General features: G+C 59.0%; 15 protein-coding genes and 1 tRNA gene. 5 read left to right on the plus strand and 11 right to left on the minus strand.

The genetic code is table 11. The annotated features are described in order from the left end of the window. Positions 1–77: 77 nt before the first annotated feature. From RA26_RS01745 to RA26_RS01760, 4 genes are all read right to left on the minus strand, one after another. Entirely contained in the window at positions 78–2,738 is a 2,661-nt protein-coding gene (locus tag RA26_RS01745; RefSeq protein WP_039178914.1) for a hypothetical protein, read from the minus strand. A gap of 78 nt (positions 2,739–2,816) precedes the next feature. Beyond that, positions 2,817–3,539: a hypothetical protein gene (locus tag RA26_RS01750; protein ID WP_039178916.1), complete on the minus strand. Its 723-nt coding sequence runs from the start codon at positions 3,537–3,539 to the stop codon at positions 2,817–2,819. Between the two features lie 313 nt (positions 3,540–3,852). Next, positions 3,853–4,332 (minus strand): ribonuclease HI, encoded by a 480-nt coding sequence (gene rnhA, locus RA26_RS01755; RefSeq protein ID WP_052272275.1) that lies wholly within the window; start codon positions 4,330–4,332, stop codon positions 3,853–3,855. A gap of 169 nt (positions 4,333–4,501) precedes the next feature. Then, positions 4,502–5,137 carry a recombinase family protein gene (locus RA26_RS01760; RefSeq protein WP_039178918.1) on the minus strand — a complete coding sequence of 212 codons (636 nt, stop codon included), beginning with the start codon at positions 5,135–5,137 and terminating at the stop codon, positions 4,502–4,504. A 986-nt stretch (positions 5,138–6,123) separates the two neighbouring features. Here RA26_RS01760 and RA26_RS22290 point away from each other — a divergent pair. Genes RA26_RS22290 through RA26_RS22295 form a run of 3 tightly spaced genes read left to right on the plus strand, consistent with a single transcriptional unit; the run spans position 6,124 to position 9,327 of the window. Then, positions 6,124–7,224, plus strand: coding sequence for a DNA cytosine methyltransferase (locus RA26_RS22290; RefSeq protein ID WP_082015734.1), 1,101 nt, complete (start codon positions 6,124–6,126; stop codon positions 7,222–7,224). Next, a complete protein-coding gene (locus RA26_RS01765; RefSeq protein ID WP_039178921.1) occupies positions 7,221–8,282 on the plus strand; it encodes a DNA cytosine methyltransferase in 1,062 nt (353 codons plus the stop codon). Before RA26_RS22290 ends, RA26_RS01765 begins: the two co-directional genes overlap by 4 nt. 25 nt (positions 8,283–8,307) lie before the next feature. After that, a complete protein-coding gene (locus tag RA26_RS22295) occupies positions 8,308–9,327 on the plus strand; it encodes an HNH endonuclease (protein ID WP_039178923.1) in 1,020 nt (339 codons plus the stop codon). A 268-nt stretch (positions 9,328–9,595) separates the two neighbouring features. On the opposite strand, the gene RA26_RS22000 is transcribed toward RA26_RS22295, so the two are convergent. The 3 genes from RA26_RS22000 to RA26_RS01785 form a co-directional block, all read right to left on the minus strand. Further along, the gene (locus RA26_RS22000) at positions 9,596–11,182 is read right to left on the minus strand and encodes a DUF6538 domain-containing protein (protein ID WP_052272277.1); all 1,587 of its coding nucleotides are present in this window, start codon (positions 11,180–11,182) and stop codon (positions 9,596–9,598) included. 95 nt (positions 11,183–11,277) lie between these two features. Then, positions 11,278–11,352 (minus strand) — tRNA-Val (locus RA26_RS01780). A 233-nt stretch (positions 11,353–11,585) separates the two neighbouring features. Further along, on the minus strand, positions 11,586–12,041 hold the full coding sequence (locus tag RA26_RS01785) for an Lrp/AsnC family transcriptional regulator (RefSeq protein WP_039178926.1): 456 nt from the start codon (positions 12,039–12,041) through the stop codon (positions 11,586–11,588). A gap of 132 nt (positions 12,042–12,173) precedes the next feature. On the opposite strand from RA26_RS01785, the gene RA26_RS01790 reads away from it, so the two are divergent. Continuing rightward, on the plus strand, positions 12,174–13,229 hold the full coding sequence (locus tag RA26_RS01790; RefSeq protein ID WP_039178928.1) for a Glu/Leu/Phe/Val family dehydrogenase: 1,056 nt from the start codon (positions 12,174–12,176) through the stop codon (positions 13,227–13,229). 177 nt (positions 13,230–13,406) lie between these two features. Here the strand turns inward: RA26_RS01790 and lon are convergent, their stop codons facing one another. From lon to tgt, 4 genes are all read right to left on the minus strand, one after another. Beyond that, complete coding sequence (lon, locus tag RA26_RS01795; RefSeq protein WP_039178931.1) at positions 13,407–15,818, minus strand: endopeptidase La; 2,412 nt, start codon at positions 15,816–15,818, stop codon at positions 13,407–13,409. A gap of 236 nt (positions 15,819–16,054) precedes the next feature. After that, complete coding sequence (locus RA26_RS01800) at positions 16,055–16,714, minus strand: hypothetical protein (RefSeq protein ID WP_039178933.1); 660 nt, start codon at positions 16,712–16,714, stop codon at positions 16,055–16,057. A 133-nt stretch (positions 16,715–16,847) separates the two neighbouring features. Then, positions 16,848–17,933 carry an alkene reductase gene (locus tag RA26_RS01805; protein WP_039178935.1) on the minus strand — a complete coding sequence of 362 codons (1,086 nt, stop codon included), beginning with the start codon at positions 17,931–17,933 and terminating at the stop codon, positions 16,848–16,850. Between the two features lie 139 nt (positions 17,934–18,072). After that, entirely contained in the window at positions 18,073–19,203 is a 1,131-nt protein-coding gene (tgt, locus tag RA26_RS01810; RefSeq protein ID WP_039178938.1) for a tRNA guanosine(34) transglycosylase Tgt, read from the minus strand. Positions 19,204–19,273: 70 nt separating this feature from the next. On the opposite strand from tgt, the gene rimK reads away from it, so the two are divergent. Continuing rightward, the gene (gene rimK / locus RA26_RS01815) at positions 19,274–20,680 is read left to right on the plus strand and encodes a 30S ribosomal protein S6--L-glutamate ligase (protein WP_039178941.1); all 1,407 of its coding nucleotides are present in this window, start codon (positions 19,274–19,276) and stop codon (positions 20,678–20,680) included. Positions 20,681–20,891: the final 211 nt, after the last annotated feature.

Genomic DNA, 20,891 nt, shown 5'->3' on the forward strand with positions numbered 1-20,891 from the left:
TTTCTCATTGATGATGGAAAGAAAAAGGGGACCCCGAAAGGCCCCCTTGTTGATTGATGTGACGATGATCCTGCTCATCAGAATTTGAGGATCAGGTTCTCCCGTGCACTCGGGTCCACCTTGCCTCGCTGGGCATCAGCCTCGGATCGCTCGTAGGCCCGCCATGCGTCGTAGAGTTCAGGGTAAAGGTCGAAGAGCTCAGCCCGCGCCCGCTGCTTGTAGGCAGACATGACGCCACGGATCATATCGACCCGGTGGCTTTCACCTGGAGCCGTGAGGCCATCCGGTGTGCGATCCCGCTCTAGGTCGTAGCGGTTGCCCCGCATGGTCATCTCTAACCGCTGTTTGAGGTTCTTGCTACCGATCCGCACGGTCCCCATCAGCCGGTTCCAGTCCTGGTACTGCTGAGTAGAGAAGGTGATTTCCCCGATGCGCCGATCCGGGCCGGTGAAGCCGTAGTTCAGGCGGCGGAGCTCGGCGGCAACCAGATCGTTATCCCCACGGCTGACCTTGATGAAACCCAGAAGGTGTTCCGGTTTCGCCTGCGCCTCGCCGGTCACCCAGTTGTGGCGGTCAGGGATGTTCGAAGTCATGCCCGGGATGTTGGCCTTGGCCTTGTCGATGAAGCCCCTGGCCTCCTTCATGTAATCATCCTGAGACTGGTTGAAGGTCCGGCCTGCCGAAGAAAACGGGATGAGGGATGTAATCTTTGTCTCCATCCAGCGCTGAGCAACGTAGGGCCGATCCTTTGAAGACAACACCTCCACCACTTCGGAGATACCCTGCAGCCAAGTCTTGGAGGTCAGATTATTGGCGACAGACGAAGCAGCCATCGCAAACAAACCCGCATGGTCTAGTGAGGGATCATCCTCAGCGGCCTGAACCATCTCAGCCATGTCCCCTGCAATCCCCAAGGTGAACGCAAAGGGGTCCATCCGGCGGTATTCGACCCAGACAGGAGCCTCAGGGGTGCCTACGTTGAAGGAGTATGGCTGCCAGCCGCCATCCCGCATCCACATCTGCCGCCGCTTACCATCAACTGGGCCACCCCCGGTGATCCGCCCCTCCAGTGCCAGCATGTACAGCGCCGTTGTGATTGCCACGCCAGTCGCCATTTCACCCGCAGCCTCAGCCCGGATTGCAGGTTCAGCACTGGTGAGCCTTTGCCGGTAACGAGGACGCGCGAGATTCACCCCGGGTATCCGGTCGAAAGCCTTGTTCAGGATGTTTACAGGGGTCTGAATGAATGGTGTGACCTGCCGGAGGTACGGGTGCTGGTTCGCAATCCGCTGCCATGCGTGGGAAAGCGTTCCTTGAGCAAGAGGCGTGGTGAATGTCGCCTCCCGCGCAATCCGCAAAGCATCCCGTGCATAGGTGCTGCCTTCATTGGCGGCCCCCAGGTTGTTGCGGATGAACTCCGCCTTTGTCGCGGGGTCATCAATTACCCGGCCAGCAGCAACCAGTTCACGCCATTGCTGATCCAGCGTCTGCAAGTTGTACGTGGCTGCCTCCGTTTCACCTTCGACAAATGCTCCCTTGCTGTCATAGCCCAGCCGCTTGAGCTTGGCATCACTCATAGACGCTGCATCCACCGTCAGCTTTGCCTTCAGGCGGGACCGGAACATGATTTGCTTGAAGAACTCGTCTTCAGCCATCAGGAACCTGCCAGGAACCCGAACAAGCTGTCCCAGCCCATCCACAAGCTTGCCGCCCATGGTGTTTTCCAGGCTGAAGTTGCTGGCCGAAATCGCTTTGAAGCCTTCATTCTGATAATCCAGTTTCACTTGCGTATCGAGCACAGGTGCTTCGTTCTTCATGACCCGGCTGCTGAAGCGCAAACCGTCGATCACGGCAGTCCGCAAGGCCACGTATTGTTCCAGCCCGGCCCGCATCTCGCCCCGGCTGCCAGTCAGTGCCCCGCCGACGATCCGTTCAAACGGCAAGACAATGCTGTTGACGGTGTTCGATGCGACATTGACCGCATGAGTCTTCCACCCGGACAGGATATTGTTGATGAAGACTTCATTGACCACGTTCCACCCCTTCTTGAAGAACCCGCCACGTTCCATGCTGCGCAACAGTGCGGCTTGCTGGCTCGGGGTCTCGGTCATGCGGAGCCGTTTAGCAGCTTCCCGGATAGCATCGGAGCCACCTGCAGCCTGTACCCGGTCCAGGGCAGCCAAGGCTTCCCCGTCGATACCCCCTTGGGTTCTGATGCGGCCCACCGAAACCGCCCTTGCGGCTGCCGTTTGGACCTGTTTCAGGTGACCCTGCAGGTTCGTGTGGGTTTCCATCAGGCTCAGCAGCTTGGCTTCCACCTCTGGGTCGATCTTGCCCGCTGCGTACATAGCATCCAGTTGCCGTGCCACTTTGGAGATGTGATTGCCCACGGAAAGCAGTGCGGTTTTGCCTGCCACGAGGAACTTTGACTGTTCCACAGCGGCTTCACCGACCTTGGCAACCCGTGCGGTGAATGCATCCAGGCCAACCCCAAGATAACCTGCCAGTTCCTCTTGGGCTGCTTTGGTCACAGATTCGAAGGTCTCCGGCTGGTCGATCCCCAGCTTCTCCAGGGCACCACTACGGGCCAGCGCATCGCCTGCCACCTCAATCATCTTCTGGCCTTCAATCGGGCCGTCCATTTTCGAGGGGTTGAACCACAGGCTGTCAGCCACCTGTTCCACCGTCACGTTGTCCTTGTCGGCCAGCGCTGCACGGATCGCCTCAGGGCTTGCCAATGGCTCGGGCTTAGCAGGTGTTTCCACCTCGGGTTCCGGCGTCTCAGCGGCATCTTGGGGGATACCCTCGTCAACCGCCTACCGGGCTTCCTCAGCGGCTTCATCTGCAAGGTCTTCGGCCTCACGGATCATCTGTTCACCAGCTTCCCCGCCGACCTGCCGCCCCTTGGCTGCCTTGGCGAGAGCCTGAAAGCCTTTCAGGGTGGTATCCACGAGGCCGCCAGCGACCACGCCTTCCGCCACGTTCCGCATCCGGTTCATCCATTCGGAGTCATCCGGGTCGGTTGCCAGCGCTTCGGTCAGAAACGGGATCGCATACTCATTGTCCTGCATGAACGATGAGATGTTCGGGTCCTCGGGGTCGAAGACCAGACCATCAGCGATGCCGCCATTCACAAAGGCACCCATGACGCCTTTCAGGCCGGTGACCTTAGAAGCCCCTGCCATGCCCGCAAGGAATTGGGCCGTGCTGGAGGTGAAGCGTCCGTAGGAGGAGACTGGTTCCCGCGCAATGTCGAGTTCCAGCGCGTCCCCTTTGGTGGTCACCTCACCGCCAAACAGCAGGTCTCCATCACCCTCGCTTTCCGCAAGGGTTTTCAGGCGCACATCAAGGGCACCTTCCTGGTTCACAATTTGGAGACGGCTGGGGATGCCCCATTCGTCAAGCGTCTGGGACATGGAGATGTCGGCAGCCTCTAGGGCGTCCAGCGTCTCGTTCGCCGCTTCTTGGACCCCATGGGTGATGGCCCCGGCTGTTTCGTCCAGGAAACCATCTACTGCATTGGCTGCCTGCACCAGCATACCGCCGCTGTTCTTGGTTGCCGGTTGGGGTTCGCTGCGGGTTCGGTACCACCTTTCATTGAAATAAAGGAGGCCGAAGCTCCCTCACCAAACCGTGCATCAAACTTTCCCGCCAGCCCCGGATTGGCTCTCAAATACTCAATGTCACTGCGGTTTGGCTCCCCCCGTTCTGGTGCTAGTAGGGAGTTGGAAGTCTGCGAAAGCGCAGCCTCAGCGGCTCCATCACCGAACCGAGCATCAAACTTTTCCGCAAATTCCGGGTGCGCTTGCAAGTAAGCGATGTCACGGCGTGTCGGGCTGATTGTTGTCTCGGTCATTGTGCCGCGCTCTCCCCGTAAGACGCCGCCTGGGCCAACGTATCAGCTCGTTCATTACCCGGATTTCCGCTGTGGCCTTTGACGTGCTCGAAGGTGACTTGACGGGTTTCCATCAGCGCCATGATCTGTTGCCAGCGGTCCTGGTTCTTCACCGGCTTATTTTTTGCGCCCTTCCAGCCGTTCTTCATCCAGGTGTTCGGCGCCCAGTTGGTCGCGCCATTGATCGTGTATTGGCTATCCGTGAAGATGTGCACTGCCGCTCCTTCGGGGACTGCTTGGAGAGCATGGATCACGGCATCCATCTCCATCTTGATATTCGTGGTGTCGGGGTCGTGCCCAGAGCGCTCGCTGGTCATGCCATCCGGGTCAGTGAGGACAAACGCCCAACCGCCAGGGCCGGGATTTCCTCGGCAACTGCCATCGGTGAAGACAATATAGGTGCGAGCCGCCGGGGCGGGTGTGATGTGGTCGGTCATGTGTGGTGACTCCTTGGGTTCCTTTTCAGGACAAGGGCGGCACAGGCGCACACCCCTTTCTTATGGTGCAACCCAATCGACCCACGGACTCGCTGACCTCCATAACCAGAGAACAAAAACAGATAGCAGACAAAAAGATCAGCAATAATGACCTATTGTACTCACCATCCTATAGCCCCCACCTTTCGAGTGCTTCCTCCGCTGCCGCAGGATCGTTCTTAATCCTCAAAACAGTTTGGCGGGTTAAGCCGGTTTCGTTTGAAACCTTCGTGGCACCGGCCTCCTGCCCCAGCATAGACCGCACTGTTTCGAACTGCGTCCTGCTGTAGCTCGGCTTCTTGCCGCGATACTTCTTACCGTTCGTCTTGGCAGCCTCAATCCCGGCTTTCTGAGCCTCCTTAGTGGCCTCCGCCTGCGCCTGTGCTGTGGCTGCCATAAAGGCGATGAGGGCGTCCCTCACGGCTTCCTGGATGGGATCAGTGGTAGACCCATCAAACGTCATGTTGTTGATAACAGTGCGGATCACAACGCCCCGTCGCATAAACTCGCGGATGGTGTCTGTAACGTCCTGATAGTTCCGCCCCAGACGGTCAACCCAGCGGACTACTAAGATGTCTCCCTTGCGCAGCCTATCATTCAGGCGCTCCCCGCCGGGTCTCTCTGCCAGCCTTGTCGAAACGCCAGATGCGCCTTGGTCAGAAATGACTTCATCAATCTGAAACCCAGCAGCTCTGGCTTGTGCTTCCTGATGTTCGAGGGTCTGCTCCGCTGTGCTGACGCGAGCGTAAAGAATAGTATGGGACATGCTGCCTCAATCTGTCCGTTAGGGTGGCGTCCATTAATTTGCATGTCCGTTGATGGAACGCAACCCTAACGTACACTTCTAAGGTGCAACCTAATTGCGTCCGCAAAGGTATACCCTTTTGGGCACCCCTCTACTCGCAAGTAGACCACCCCAAGGTTGCTAGAATTAACGGGGGTTAGCGATGAACCTGCCAGAAAGCCCCCGGGGTCTCGCTACTTCCCGTAAGGGGGCCAGCTACGGGACCACCAACAGGGGGTACGGGGGGAAAGCGCTACTCGTCTCCACCGTAGGAGGGGGTTCAGATTTTTGACCCCAAAAACTGCCCGGAGGCTAGAGCCGTGACTTGAAGTTTTCATAGTGGAGTGCGTAGGCGAGGAAACCGAACAGCACTCCGCCTGCCCACTGCCCGAAGTAAACGCAGCCGAAAGAGAGTGCTCCCAAAGTCAAAACTCCGAGCCAGACCCAGATAGTAGTCAAAACTGAAGCCGTCATTGCAAACACCTGGAGCTAGCTAGATTTTTCATAGGGCTTTCAATCAAGTACCAACCGGGAACCCCAAAAGGTAGTACGGAAACCAATACGTTTCGCGCTGATGCCTGACCGTATCGACCCACCGTACTCCCTTTCCGCAGTCGAACTTGTTCCTGTCTTGGGCTCTGATGCGGTCCAGACTGCCCGGGCCAGTAGCCGGGCCTCCTTGTGCTGGCTGGTCCTTGCCAGCTACGGAGAAGTCATTGAGGATGCTACAGTGCGACCGAATTCTCTGCCGAAGATCGAACAGTTTCTGGCTACCTCTTGCTGTTCCGCCAGCCAGCCGATAGAGAGCTTCGCTGAGTCCACCCAGCAAGCTTGTCGCCAACAATCGGTAGAAATTGCAGGCATGAATGCTTGACGGTGAGACTGTATAGCGGGCATTAATCAGAACTTAATACCACATCTAGAGTCTAGCTCTGTGATAGAAGCGGTAGTCGAGGAGTACATCGAGCATGAATTTGCCAGTCATTGATCTGTTCGCGGGGGCTGGCGGATTGAGCATTGGAGCCACTCAAGCTGGCTGCGATGTGAAGGCGTCTGTTGAGCTTGATGCGACCGCTTGTGAAACACTGAAGAGAAACAATGGGTTCCATGGTAATGTTTCTAACGAAGACGTTTCCAAGATTTCTGGACAAAATTTGCGCACCTTGGCTGGACTGTCGAGCACCGATCCCCTCGTGGTCGTAGGTGGCGCACCATGCCAGCCGTTTTCTAAAGCGGCATATTGGGTCGAAAATGGCGAGGAAGCTCGTTATCGAAGGGCTCGCGCACAAGGGCAAACGATTGATAAACCAGGGACAAAAAGCGAAGCGCGACCTGACGAACGCAGAAACTTGGTTCTTGAATTCTGGCGCTTGATCAACGAGTCCAATGCAGACGGGTTCGTTTTCGAGAATGTCCCTTCAATAAGGCATCCCAAAAACCGCCCAGTCCTAGAAGCATTCATCGCAGAGGCGGAACGCGCTGGTTACTTTGTGTCTGAGACATTGGGTAAAGCCGTTGAGCATGGTGTAGCTCAAAAGCGTGAGCGAGTTTTTTTGCTCGGTTCGAAAAAGAAGAAACCGCAAGCGCCTGCCCCTACCCACGCCTTACCGGGGAAAAATGTGCCCGGCCTGCTTCCAGCGTTTACGACTGGTGAAGCGCTCGACGGATTGGACGATGAGCGTTACTTCGAACCAGAAGAAATTGTAGCAGGTAAGTGGGCAGACCATCTAAAAACTGTACCACCAGGCTGGAACTACAAAGCTCACACGGCCTGGGCAGGGCATCCAAACCCGACTTTTGTCACTGAGACGCGTTTCTGGAACTTCCTCCTTAAACTAGACCCTAACAAACCATCATGGACACTAGCGGCATCTCCAGGGCCATGGACTGGACCTTTCCATTGGGACTCCAGGAGGCTGCGGACCGTTGAGATGGCGGCCATTCAAGGATTTCCATCCGGTTACCAGTTTTCTGGAAGCAGAAGAGAACGTGTGAGGCAACTGGGAAACGCCGTTCCGCCTCCTTTGGCAAAATCCATGGTTTCGTCGGTAATGGAGGCCGTCGCATGAAAGAGACCCTTACATCGGTGAGTCTGTTTTCCGGCTGCGGGGGCTTGGATGCTGGCTTAGAGGACGCTGGCTTTCGCACGTTGTTCGCCACCGACAGTGAAAAAACCTGCCAGATCACGTATGAGCACAACTTTCCTTCCGCAAAGTTTGCCTTGGCCCGCATTGGCGAACTAACTGAGGCGAAACTCAAAGACGAGTTAGGCGACCGGGCAGAAAGCATTGACCTACTGGCGGGAGGCCCACCTTGCCCTCCGTTCTCCAAAAGCAGGTTCTATCGCAAAGATATGCCCAGAGCCTTGGACGATCCAAACGGCTTAGAAACTGTTGAAGGCTATCTCAACGTTTTGAGTTGGTTGCGCCCTCGTGCGTTCATTTTGGAGAATGTAAAGGGGCTGTCCTATAAAGTGCATGCTGAAGCATTGCACACAATCACTTCACGAGCCGAAGCACTTGGTTACAATGTCAGCCAAAAAACTCTCAATGCGGCCGATTATGGCGTGCCACAGATGCGCGAACGTTTTTTTGTAGTTGGCCTACTTGACGGAGAGTTCAAATTTCCGGCTCCCACCCATGATAAAGAGGGTAATCTGGGGTTGCCTAAATGGGTGACTGCTGGGCATGCTATCTCAGATTTAGATACTGAAGAAAATGCAGACGATACTGGGCATTTTGCTGGTGGAAAATTTCATCACCTCTTGGCTCAGATACCCCCCGGGGAAAACTACCTGCACCTGACAAAGGAACGAGGGCACCCCAATCCGGTCTTTAAGTGGCGCAGTCGCTACTGGTCTTATCTTTTGAAGTTGAGCCCTGAGAAACCCTCATGGACAATTCAGGCAAGACGCTCAAATAACATGGGCCCTTTGCACTGGCGAAACCGAATTTTGCGTATCGAAGAAGTGAAAAGGTTGCAGAGTTTTTCGGATGACTTTTATTTGTCAGGCACCGTTGAGCAACAATGGCGACAAATTGGGAACGCTGTCCCTCCTCGACTTGCGGCAGCGCTTGGTCAACAACTTGTACTACATTTGCAAAAGAAAGTGTCTAAGGCCGCTTAGAGCTTTCATTTCTTTGGATAAATAGATGGCTCCGCTTAGAAAACCAGCATTGTTTCGCATTTTCGAGAACTCGCTTCGAAAGTGCGGCCTCAACTTCCTTAGACTTTCGGCTGAGGGGGCTCACCCAGCCTCCTACCAAGTAATTGGACCAGCAAACTCATTTACGGTCCAGGTCTATATCTGGAATTTGACCTTCGGTGGGCGTCAGTCAATTCCGGGTGAATGGAGAATTCAAGTTACAGGTCTACCTGAGTTCGGCGGGCACCAGCGTTTTCAGCCTAAAGAAGGTGAAAAAACTGTTGTTCTCGGATGGTGCCAAGAGCTTCAGGTGTTTGCTGGGTATGACGTTACCAAGCATCTCGGTCCCTTAGGGGGGTCACCCTCTATTCAAATTCGTCAACCTGCACTCGAAGCATGTAGAGTTAACGGTCTTGCTCACCACTTTAGGGGAGGGGAAGAGGTTGCTTTCGCGATAAAACCGGAGTGCATGGGAATTTATCTAGACTTTGTAGAAGACCTCCACGCCTGCGGATCATCAAATGAAGCACTAGAATTGCTCGCTGGCATCTTCGAGGACCCACCGCTCATTGATGATAGTGAGGTTAATGAGAAAGTACCCGAGCCGCGCCGCTTTGCTGTCGTCTCCACTAAGAAGGCATTACGTGACGCGAACTTCAGCAATCGAGTCTTGACCGCTTACTCAAATACGTGTGCGATGTGCGGCACTCAACTACGGCTGCTCGATGCGGCTCACATTTTACCTGCTGCACACCCTGAGAGCACTGACGATACCAGCAATGGGATTTCTCTATGCGCTCTGCACCATCGCGCATATGATCGAGGCCTTGTCACTTTTGGTACGAATTACCGAATTCACATCAATGCTTCGGCAGTAGAAGAACTCACCGACAGAAACTTGCACGGCGGCCTGGAGAAGTTCAGTGAGAACTTGTTCCATATGATTGAAGTTCCCCCTGCAAAAGCTGACCGGCCCGCTGAAAAGTATGTCGAGCAAGTCAACAGTTTGCGGGGCTGGGTTATCTGAAGTGCAGGCAAGCCTCAGAACCTGTGACACTTCTTCTTCACCGGCTTGACGCAGAAGAGGTCACGAAATCAATGCAGGAACCGAACGGCCAACAAAATAAAAATTAAGAGTAGTGTCGCAAACGCTGCACCGGCCAGCAATGGCACAAGAGGGTTCCGTCGGTTGATCCTCGAAGCCTCCTCTAAGGACCATTCAATTTCTTTGTATGCCGCCTCTAGGATAGCGTCGAAACGTTCAGTATTCATCTGCCCTGCTCCCGTCCTGGAGATTACCGCAGTATCGACTTTATCAGCTTCATCTGCTGCGCCAAGCCGGGAAGCATCTCAAATCCTTTGCCGTAAGCCCGGGCTGACCCGCCACCAGAGCGGCCAGTGATGTATAACTTTGCCGAGTCGGACATCCCGGCTGCCATCGCCAAATCCTCGAACAAATGTCGCCACCCATGGTTTGGCGCCAACTCCTTGCGGGTGATCTTCAACTCTTCCCGTAGCCAATCCCTGATGTTCAACGCCGCCCTATTTGGGAACATACGGGCGTCTTGCGATTTGTTGCTGCACCCATTTACGAATTCCAGAAGCCCTTCGGCTACAAGGTCAGGATGGACGGGGACCTGTCGGACACTGTGCTCGTTCTTGACGTTCCGCTTTCCCATCGTAGTGATTTTGTAGAACCAGTCCTCGCCCACCTTGAAGAAGTCTTTCGGGACAAGCTGCCCGACCTCATTAATCCGGGCACCGGAGTAAGCACACATCCAAGGCAACCAGCGGAGGTCTGGCTTTGACTGCTTTCGGGCCATTCGAAGAACCTTCTGGGCCTCATCAAGCCTAAAGGTCTTCTCTTCACTGGGAACTGGCTGGTGGCGTGGGAGCTTTACGAGGGTCAGAGGGTTTCCTTCAGGGAAGAACTCTCCAAGCCCTTGCTGCCTCCCCCATTCTACAACTGTACGGAGGTTCTGAAGCCGCTGACCAATGGTGTTGTTAGAAAGCTCTTCAGCTTCCAGCATGTCCTGCTTCCAGCCATCGACATCCTTTGCGGTGATCTGTGCCGCGTTTTCGCTACCCACGAACTCCGCATACTCCGTTGCGGCACGCCTGAATTTGCTTTCAGTCGCAGCAATCATAGCAACGCCGCCCCTGCCCGCTGCACGCTGCTTCACCTCCTTGTCGATGATGGACTGGAAGGTAACTACCGGCTCCGCTACAGGAGCCTTAGGCGTGGCTGGTGCAGGGATGTATTCGGGGTATTTGGAGGTCTCACCGGTATCTGAATAGTCCCCCTCAGCCTTCGCCTCGTTGACCCTAGCGGCATCGTTCATGGCATCCGCAACCATTCGCAGCAGTTTGGGTCTATCTTCCAGGCGCAACAACACTCGCTTGCTGGCAAGGAATGCGTCAACCAAGCCTCCAAACCGCTCCTCCAAAGAATTCGGCGGGGGATCATCTCTCGGTATCCACAGAAGCTTCCGCCCGTCCGAAAGAGCCGCATTGTTTTGAGCCCGGACCCTTTGCCACACTTCCGGCTCCCCGGGGTCTTCATCAAATGCTTTGACCCAGCCAGCTCGCATTTCGCCCGCCAGAGCCAGGAGCGACTTGTGGCTCAGCCTTTGAGGTCCCGTACGGACTGCATCCCAGTGGGCCAGGATCGCCTCATGGGCCGGGAGAAAACGCCGTTTAGCTTCCTCCCAGTCACTCGTCCCAAGTGAAGCCTTAACGGCACTCCCGGCCTTCACCCGCCGGAGACTCCCATTGAGGGGGATAGAAAGTTCCGTTCCCTTGACCTTGCTCGCTATGTCAGCGGGCACGGCAATCCTCAAATAGTAGTTCGGATTGGCACCAATACGGATTGGTTTCGGCATCCCTCGCCCCATGTTGATGTACCACCTCTATGTACCAGTCGAGGCGGAGCTTTCCTGCTATTAAGCAGAAACCCATGTAAATCAAAGGGATAGAATGGTGGGTGATAAGAGATTTGAACTCCTGACATCTTCGATGTGAACGAAGCGCTCTACCACTGAGCTAATCACCCGTGAGGCAGGCTTTTAACTGCCCGGTGCGGGCTCTGCAAGAGGGTCTTTGGCAGATTTTTGCGCTTCCCGCGCATTTTCTTCAGCGGCGCAGTCTTTGGCTTTCACAGTGTCCAAGCGCAGGTGCAGCCGGCAGACGGACAGCGTGCCGATGCCGCGCTGCCGGCTGCAGCTGGTGCGCAGTTGGCCAAGGGTCTGAGGTTAAGCCCGCGCCCCTCCTCCCGCCATGAACCGGTCAGCAGGATGGCAGCGCGTCGCGTTGTATCATGGTCCGCAGGGTAAAACTGGACCGAGTGTTGCGGATTCCCGGCACCCGCATCAGCCGGTCCTCCAGAAAGCGGTCGAAATCAGGCAGGTCCTCTGCCACCACCCGCAAGAGGATGTCGCGCGTACCGGTCATCAGGTAGCACTCCATCACCTGATCGAATTTGCGCACCGCTTTCTCAAAGGCCTGCAGCGCGTCAGTGGACTGCCGCTCCAGCTCCACCGCCACAAAGATTGTCACCGGCAGCCCCAGCTTGGCCTGATCCACCCGCGCCGAATAGCCCGCGATCACACCGCTGGCTTCCAGATTTGCAACTCTGCGGGCGCAGGGCGTAGGGGACAAGCCGATCATCTCCGACAGCTCGGAAATCTTCAGCCGCCCATTGCGTTGAAGCGCAGCGACAATCTTGCGGTCAATCGAATCCATGGTGCTTTCCTCTAAAACCAGCGCCGCTCCTAGAGCATACCACCAAATCACGCCAGCCCGGGAGCTCCTTTTGGTGAAAACCGGCGCCTGCGCACTGGTAGTATCCTGGAAAGTTTTGGAGGAGCCATCCAGATGACAGTGACCGCCATTGCGTCCAGCACCCATGAAGAGATCTACCGCGTCGAGGAGCCCGCTGTTGGCCTTCTCGGCTTTATCGCCGTGCATTCCACCCATCTGGGACCGGCGGCCGGCGGCTTGCGCATGCGCCCCTATGCCAGCGAAAACGAAGCGCTGACCGACGTCAAACGGCTGAGCGAAGGCATGACCTACAAGAACGCGGCGGCAGGCCTGACCCTGGGCGGCGGCAAGGCGGTGATCATCGGCGATCCGGCCAAGGACAAATCGCCGGAGCTGCTGCGTGCCTTTGCCCGCGCCATCGAGGGCCTGGACGGCCGCTATATCACCGCCGAGGACATGGGCATGAGCCCCGCCGACATGGCTGTCCTCGCGGAGGAAACCCGGTTCGTGGCCGGCCTTGCTGATGGCGAGTTTGCCAGCGGCGACCCCTCCCCGATCACCGCGCGCGGCATCTTCAACGCGATCCGCACCACCCGCGCCCACAAGCACGGCAGCCGCGATCTGGCCGGCGTCACCGTGTCGGTGCAGGGCCTTGGCCACGTCGGCTGGTACCTCTGCCAGTTCCTGCATGAAGCCGGCGCCAAGCTGGTTGTCACTGACATCGACGAGTCTCGCGTCGAGCAGGCAATTGCCGAATTCGGTGCCAAGGCCGTGCCGCTGGCAGAGATCTACGGCGCCGAGGCGGACGTCTTTGCGCCTTGCGCCATCGGCGGCATCCTGAATGCCCAGACCATCCCGCAGCTGAAGGCGGATATCGTTGCAGGCGGCGCCAATAACCAGCTGGCAACACCTGAAGACGGCGCAGCGCTGCATGCCCGCGGCATCCTCTATGCGCCCGATTTCGTGGCCAATGGCGGAGGCATTATCAACGTCGCGACCGAGATCCAGAAGATCAAGGACCGTGAAGGCTTTGTCGCCGAGAAGCTGCAAGCGCTCGATGAAACCATGGCGGCGATCCTGACCCAGGCCAAGGCCGCGGATGTCAGCCCTGCGGAAATGGCCATTGCCACCGTGCAGGACAAGATGGCAGGCGCCAGCAAGGCGGCCTGAACTTTCCTGCTGGCGGCGCTGGAAGCGCTGCCAGCTGCGAACGGGAGCCCCTGTTCCCGTTCGCAAACGCCCAGAACAATATGCCCCGGCAAGAAGGGCCAGAACGGAAGAGAACACTGAAAAAGGGCGGCCCTTTGGGACCGCCCTTTCCTTTTGTCATCTTATCTGATCAGCGGATCAATGAGCGGTGGCGCCAGCCCCCTCGCCGGAGCCTTTCAGCGCCGCCTTGGCAGCTGCGGCTTCCTCCGCCTCCTCGTCCCACTCGATGGGTTCGGGTTTGGAGACCAGCGCGTGTTCCAGAACCTCGGACACGTGGCTGACGGGGATGATCTCCAGCCCCTCTTTCACGTTGTCCGGGATCTCCGGCAGGTCCTTTTCGTTCTCCTGCGGGATCAGCACCGTCTTGATGCCGCCGCGCAGTGCCGCCAGCAGCTTCTCCTTAAGGCCGCCAATGGCGCTGGCATTGCCGCGCAGAGTGACTTCGCCGGTCATCGCAATGTCCTTGCGAACCGGAATGCCGGTCAGCACCGACACAATCGCAGTGACCATCGCCAGGCCGGCGCTGGGGCCATCCTTCGGCGTTGCGCCGTCCGGCACGTGCACATGGATATCCAGCCGGTCGAACTGCGGCGGCTTGACGCCGATCTGCGGGCTGACCGAGCGCACATAGCTTGACGCCGCCTCGATCGACTCCTTCATCACGTCGCCCAGCTTGCCGGTGGTCTTCATCCGGCCCTTGCCCGGCAGCCGCAGCGCCTCGATCGACAGCAGCTCACCGCCGACAGAAGTATAGGCGAGACCGGTGACGACACCCACCTGATCCTCCAGCTCGGCCAGGCCATAGCGGTACTTCTTGACGCCCAGGAAATCATCCAGGTTGTCCGCCGTCACGGTCACGCTTTCGGCTTCTTTCTTGACGATCTTGGTCAGCGACTTCCGCGCCACCTTGGCGATCTCGCGCTCCAGGTTCCGCACACCGGCCTCGCGGGTGTAGGTGCGGATCATCTCGGTCACCGCATCATCGGTCAGCTCGAACTCCTTGGCCTTCAGGCCGTGGTTCTTCACCTGCTTGGAAATCAGGTGCTGCTTGGCAATCTCGCGCTTTTCGTCTTCGGTGTAGCCGGACAGCGGAATGATCTCCATCCGGTCCAGGAGCGGCCCGGGCATATTGTAGCTGTTCGAGGTGGTCAGGAACATCACGTTCGACAGGTCGTACTCCACCTCCAGGTAGTGATCCATGAAGGTGTTGTTCTGTTCCGGATCCAACACCTCCAGCATCGCCGAGGCCGGGTCGCCGCGGAAATCCTGGCCCATCTTGTCAATCTCATCGAGAAGGATCAGCGGGTTGGTGGTCTTGGCCTTCTTCAGCGCCTGGATGATCTTGCCGGGCATCGAACCGATATATGTGCGGCGGTGGCCGCGGATTTCGGATTCGTCGCGCACGCCGCCCAGCGAGATGCGGATGAATTCGCGGCCGGTGGCTTTGGCCACGGATTTACCCAGCGAGGTTTTACCCACGCCCGGAGGGCCGACGAGGCACAGGATCGGCCCCTTCAGCTTGGCCGAGCGCTGCTGCACTGCCAAATACTCGACGATCCGCTCCTTGACCTTCTCCAGGCCGTAGTGATCCGCATCCAGAATCTCCTGCGCCTTGTTTAGGTCTTTCTTGACGCGGGATTTGTTGCCCCACGGGATCGACAGCATCCAGTCGAGGTAGTTGCGCACAACCGTGGCTTCCGCCGACATCGGCGACATGTTCTTGAGCTTCTTCAGCTCAGCATCCGCCTTCTCGCGTGCTTCTTTCGACAGTTTGGTGGCGGCGATCTTCTCTTCCAGCTCGGCGATTTCGCCTGCGCCTTCCTCGCCGTCGCCCAGCTCCTTCTGAATGGCCTTCATCTGCTCATTCAGATAGTATTCGCGCTGGGTCTTCTCCATCTGGGATTTGACGCGGGTCTTGATCTTCTTCTCGACCTGAAGGACCGACATTTCGCCCTGCATCAGGCCATAGACCTTCTCCAGACGCTCGCTGACAGAGAGCGTCTCCAGCAGTTCCTGCTTGCGGTCCACTTCAATGCCCAGATGGCCTGCCACCAGGTCGGCCAGCTTAGCCGGCTCAGCGGTCTCACCGACAGCAGACAGCGCCTCTTCGGGGATGTTCTTGCGGACCTTGGCGTAGCGTTCAAACTCGTCGCCCACAGTGCGCACCAGCGCCTCGGTGGTGGTGACGTCGCCCGGAATCTCGCCCAGTTCCTCGGCCTTGGCTTCGAAGAAATTGTCGTTCTCCAGGAACTCGGTGATCTTCACGCGGCTCTGCCCCTCGACCAGCACCTTGACGGTGCCATCGGGCAGTTTCAGCAGCTGCAACACATTGGCCAGCACGCCGACGGTGTAGATGCTATCGGTTTCGGGATCGTCCTCGGAGGGGTCGATCTGGCTCGACAGCAGGATCTGCTTGTCGTCAGCCATCACCTCTTCCAGGGCGCGCACCGATTTTTCCCGGCCCACAAACAGCGGCACGATCATGTGGGGGAACACCACGATGTCGCGCAGCGGCAGGACTGGGTAGGAGGAATTGAGTGGCTCTTGCATACTCGGTCCTTTGGTTAGGCAAGACGGCCCGGCCCCGGTATTGGCAGCTTTGGCCCGTCTCCTCATTGGATGTCTTTACTTGGTGGGGCGGCCCTTTGTTTTCAACCGCGGCACCTCAAGGCTGGGGCTCACCTTGCCCGCTGCGCGCCGGGACCACAAGGGCGCAAATGCAGGAAGGGTGAGCAAATGATGAAGGCCTTGCGGGGCTTCCCTGTGGATAACTCCGCAAGGGCCTGTCAGCGCCGCAGCAGCGTGATAAGACCGCGCTCCAGCCGCCCGCCCGGACCGGTTTCGCGGTAGGTACCGCTCATCCGGCCCTGGTCGACCAGAAACAGGCGGATGTCCTGCCGCAGCGCCTCTCCGGTGCCGCTGTCGCGCTCCGCGAGCAGGTTCAGCCGCAGCAGCTGATCCGCGCCGCAGGGCAGCGCGCCCAGCGCCAATTCATCCAGGAAAACCTCAGCGCCGTCAGCCAGATCGCCACGGCCGACGCTATCGGCCCTGAGGCCCGTGCCGGGCTTCAGCGGCGCCCGGTTCTCCACCCCGATGGGCAGAAACCCCAAGGCCGCGGAATCCGCCACCAGCCGCCCGCCCCGGAACCCCAGGCGCAGCAGGTCGCCGGTGCGTTGCGGCAGCGGCACCATTTCGATGCGCCCGCCTGTGTTCAGTGATATCTCGCCCGGCCCCTTCTGCACGATCCATTGCCCGCGCAAAGCCTGCGAGCCGCCCTTGATCAATTCGTCAATGGAGATCCGGCAGCCATCCAGCGGCGGCGCTTTGAAAAAACTTGAGGCTTCCGCAAGGGAACCCGGCGCTGTGTTGCTTTGTGCAGTCTGCGCCTCGGCTGCAGGAGAGCCGCCCAGCAGCGCGGCCAGAGCCAGCGCACGCAAAAATGTCATCGCCATCCTCCGCATTTTGTCGGCAGGATAGCGGATCAGGTCTTCATAACAGGTGAACGCGGGCGCACGGCCCGCTATCTGCGGCCGGGCGTGTACAGCCCGGCCGCAAATCCTCAATCTGAAGGACCGCTGGCTACTCGGCCGCCACCTGCTCCAGCAACGGGTAATCGGTATAGCCGTCGTCTCCGCCGCCATAGTAGGTTTCCGGATTGCCGTCGTTCAGCGGCGCATCCGCTGCCAGCCGGTCAACCAGATCAGGGTTGGCGATGAAGGGGCGCCCGAAGGCCACGAGGTCCGCCTGGCCAGATGCCGTCCGCGCCAGCGCAGTTTCACGGTCATAGCCATTGTTGGCCATATAGGTGCCGGTATAGAGCTTGCGCAGAGCCTCGAAACCACCATCGCGGCTGCCGCCTGGTTCCCCTTCGACCATGTGCAGGTAGGCCAGGCCATAGCTGTTCAGACGCTGGATGAGCGGCGTGTACAGGCCCAGGGGATCGCTGTCGGAAACATCGTTGAAGGTCGCGAAAGGCGACAGGCGCAGGCCAATGCGGCCGGCCTCCCAAACCGTCAGCAGCCCGTCCAGAATTTCAAAAACGATCCGGGCGCGGTTTTCCGGCGATCCGCCATAGGCATCCGCGCGGGTGTTCACACCGTCTTTCAGGAACTGCTCCAGCAGATAGCCGTTGGCCGCATGCAGTTCGACACCGTCGAACCCTGCGTCCTTAGCGTATTTCGCCGCCTGAACATAGTCGGCGACCACCCGCTGAATGCCTTCGGCGCTCAGCGCCTGCGGCGTGGCCGTCGGCTCAACACCATTGCGGGTGAAGGTCTGGGCCTCAGCCGCGGCATCGGTGGAAGACACGGCTTGGGTACCTTCGGGCAGCAGCGAGTCATGCGTGATCCGCCCGACATGCCACAGCTGAATGACAATCTTGCCGCCCTTCGCATGGACCGCATCGGTGACCTTGCGCCAGGCCGCGGCCTGCGCCGCCGTGTGGATGCCCGGGGTCTGGATATAGCCTTTGCCCTCGGGGCTGATCTGGCTGCCTTCGGTGATGATCAGGCCTGCACCCGCCCGCTGGGCATAGTACTCCACATGACGGTCCAGAACCTCGCCGGTCTGGTCGTCAGCCCGGTTTCGGGTCAGCGGCGCCATGACAATGCGGTTACGCAGCTCGATTGCACCAGCAGTGCTGGCGGAAAACAATTCTTGGCTCACGGGGATTTCCCTCCGGTCAAAGTTTCCAGCAACAGGAACGTTGCCGGAAAGACCTGAGCATTGCACGCCGCGCGTTCAAGCGGGGGACAGCCGGAACTGCTGCTCACCTGCGCACAGCAGACTGTTCAATTGCGCGGCTTTACAGCCGCTCAATATCGCCCTGTGCGCGGGTGTCGTGGAAATCCTTCTGCCAGGCTTCAAACGTTCCGGCAGCAATAGCCTCCCGCATTCCTCCCATGATCTCCTGGAAGTAATGCAGGTTGTGCCAGGTCAGCAGCATCCCCGAAATCATCTCGTTGGAGCGGAACACATGATGCAGGTAAGCGCGGGAATAGTTCGAGCACGCCGGGCAGCTGCAATGCTCATCCAGCGGCCGCGGGTCGTCCTGGTGCCGGGCGTTCTTGATGTTCACCACACCATAGCGGGTGAACGCCTGCCCCGTACGGCCAGAGCGCGACGGCAGCACGCAGTCCATCATGTCGATGCCGCGGGCAACAGCGCCAACGATATCGTCGGGCTTGCCCACCCCCATCAGATAGCGCGGCTTGTCCTCAGGCAGGAAACCGGGGGCATAATCCAGGCAGTCGAACATCGCCTCCTGCCCCTCGCCCACCGCAAGTCCGCCCACCGCATAGCCCTCGAAGCCGATCTTTTTCAGTGCTTCGGCGCTTTCCTCGCGCAGGTCCTGCTCCAGCCCGCCCTGCATGATGCCGAACAGCGCATGGCCCGGACGATCCCCGAAGGCCTCACGGCTGCGCTCCGCCCAGCGCATCGACAGGCGCATCGACTCGGCAATCCGGTCGCGGTCCGCAGGCAGCGCCGGGCATTCGTCGAAGCACATCACGATGTCGGAGCCCAGCAGCCGCTGAATCTCCATCGACCGCTCCGGCGTCAGCTCATGCTTGGAGCCGTCCACATGGCTCTTGAAGGTGACGCCCTTCTCGGTCAGTTTCCTGAGCCCCGCCAGCGACATCACTTGAAACCCGCCGCTGTCGGTAAGGATCGGGCGCTCCCAGTTCATGAACTTGTGCAACCCGCCCAGCCGGTCAATCCGTTCTGCCGTCGGGCGCAGCATCAGGTGGTAGGTATTGCCCAGCAGAATGTCGGCGCCGGTCGCGCGCACGCTTTCCGGCATCATCGCCTTGACTGTTGCGGCAGTGCCAACCGGCATGAAGGCAGGCGTGCGGATGTCGCCGCGCGGGGTATTAATGACACCTGTGCGCGCCTTGCCGTCGGTTGCCTTCAGTTCGAAGTTGAAAAGCTCTGCCATCTCGTATTCCTGCCGTTACACTTAAACCGGCATCCCGGTGATTCACCCCTAATGCCAAGGAGCCAAGCTCATGTCCACAGCCGACCCTGCGCCGCAATTGAAACTCGGCTGGGAGGAATGGGTCAGCCTGCCGGACCTCGGCCTACCCGCCCTGCGGGTCAAGGTCGACACCGGCGCCCGCACCTCATCTCTGCACGCCACCGGGATCGAAACATTCGGGCCCGCAAATGCCCCTAAGGTGCGCTTCATGGTGCACCCCATTCCCGGCCAGTATGATCTGGAAATCCCCTGCTCTGCCCTGATCAAGGACCGGCGCGAAGTGACTTCGTCAAACGGCGAAAGCGAAATGCGCTTCGTGATCGAGACGCCGATGGAGATCGGCGGCCAGGCCTGGCCGGTGGAACTGACGCTGACCGACCGGCGGGGCATGGCGAAACACATGCTGCTGGGCCGCCAGGCGCTGACCGAAAACGTGACCGTGGTGCCCGGTGAGCGCATGTGCCAGCCGGCGCTGGACTATTCCGTCTACGCCTCTGCCAATATCCGCAAATCCGCCCCCAAGCGCGCCCTACGCATCGCCGTGCTCAGCCGCGAGGACAACTACTCCACCCGCCGCCTTGTGGAAGAAGGCGAAAGCCGCGGCCATACGGTGGAAGTGATCAACACTACCCGCTGCTACATGGCGCTGAACGCGCTGGCGCCGGAAATCCATTACGACGGCAAACGCCTGCCCCGCTACGACGCGGTGATCCCGCGCATCGGCGCCTCTGTCACCCAATACGGCACCGCGCTGTTGCGCCAGTTCGAAACGCTGGGCACCTTCTGCGTCAACGGGTCTGAGGGCATCACCGCCAGCCGCGACAAGCTGCACGCGCACCAGATCCTGGCGCGCCACAAGATCGGCATGCCCGCCACCGCCTTTGCCGCCTCGCCCAAGGACACCGGCAGCCTGATCCAGATCGTTGGCGGCGCACCCCTGATCGTGAAACTGCTGGAAAGCACCCAGGGCAAGGGCGTGGTGCTGGCGGAAACCAAGAAAGCCGCCGAAAGCGTCATCACTGCCTTCCGCGGGCTCAAGGCCAACTTCCTGGTGCAGCAATTCGTCAAGGAGGCCGCGGGCGTAGACATCCGCTGCTTTGTGGTCGGGTCCAAGGTGGTGGCCTCGATGAAACGCTCAGGGGCAGAAGGCGACTTCCGCTCCAACCTGCACCTGGGCGGCAGCGCCGAAACGGTCCGCATCAGCAAGGAGGAGCGCGCCACCGCCGTGCGCGCTGCTCGCGCCTTTGGCCTCAATGTGGCGGGCGTCGACCTGTTGCGCTCGGAAACCGGCCCCAAGGTGCTGGAGGTGAACTCCTCGCCCGGGCTGGAAGGGATCGAGAAGACCTCCGCAAAGAACATCGCGGGCCTGATCTACGCCGAGATCGAGAACCGGGTCCGCCCGGCACCGCTGCGGCGGCTGAAACCCAGCAGCAACTGACCGATGCTGGCAGGCCTGTCCGGGCTTGCCAGCCTGCGCTGCGACGCGTCATATACGCCGGAAACCCTTGAAACCGCCGCGGCAAACATCCATTTGCATACCATTGCACACAAAGAGGCTTGTCATTGAACAAGGCCAAGACCCCCGGCGCAGAGCCCCTGCCCGGCGCGCCGCCGGAACCGGCTGCGCTTGCAGCCTCTGCGGCCCCTGC

This window comes from Leisingera sp. ANG-M7 (assembly GCF_000813965.1).
Taxonomy (GTDB): Bacteria; Pseudomonadota; Alphaproteobacteria; order Rhodobacterales; family Rhodobacteraceae; genus Leisingera.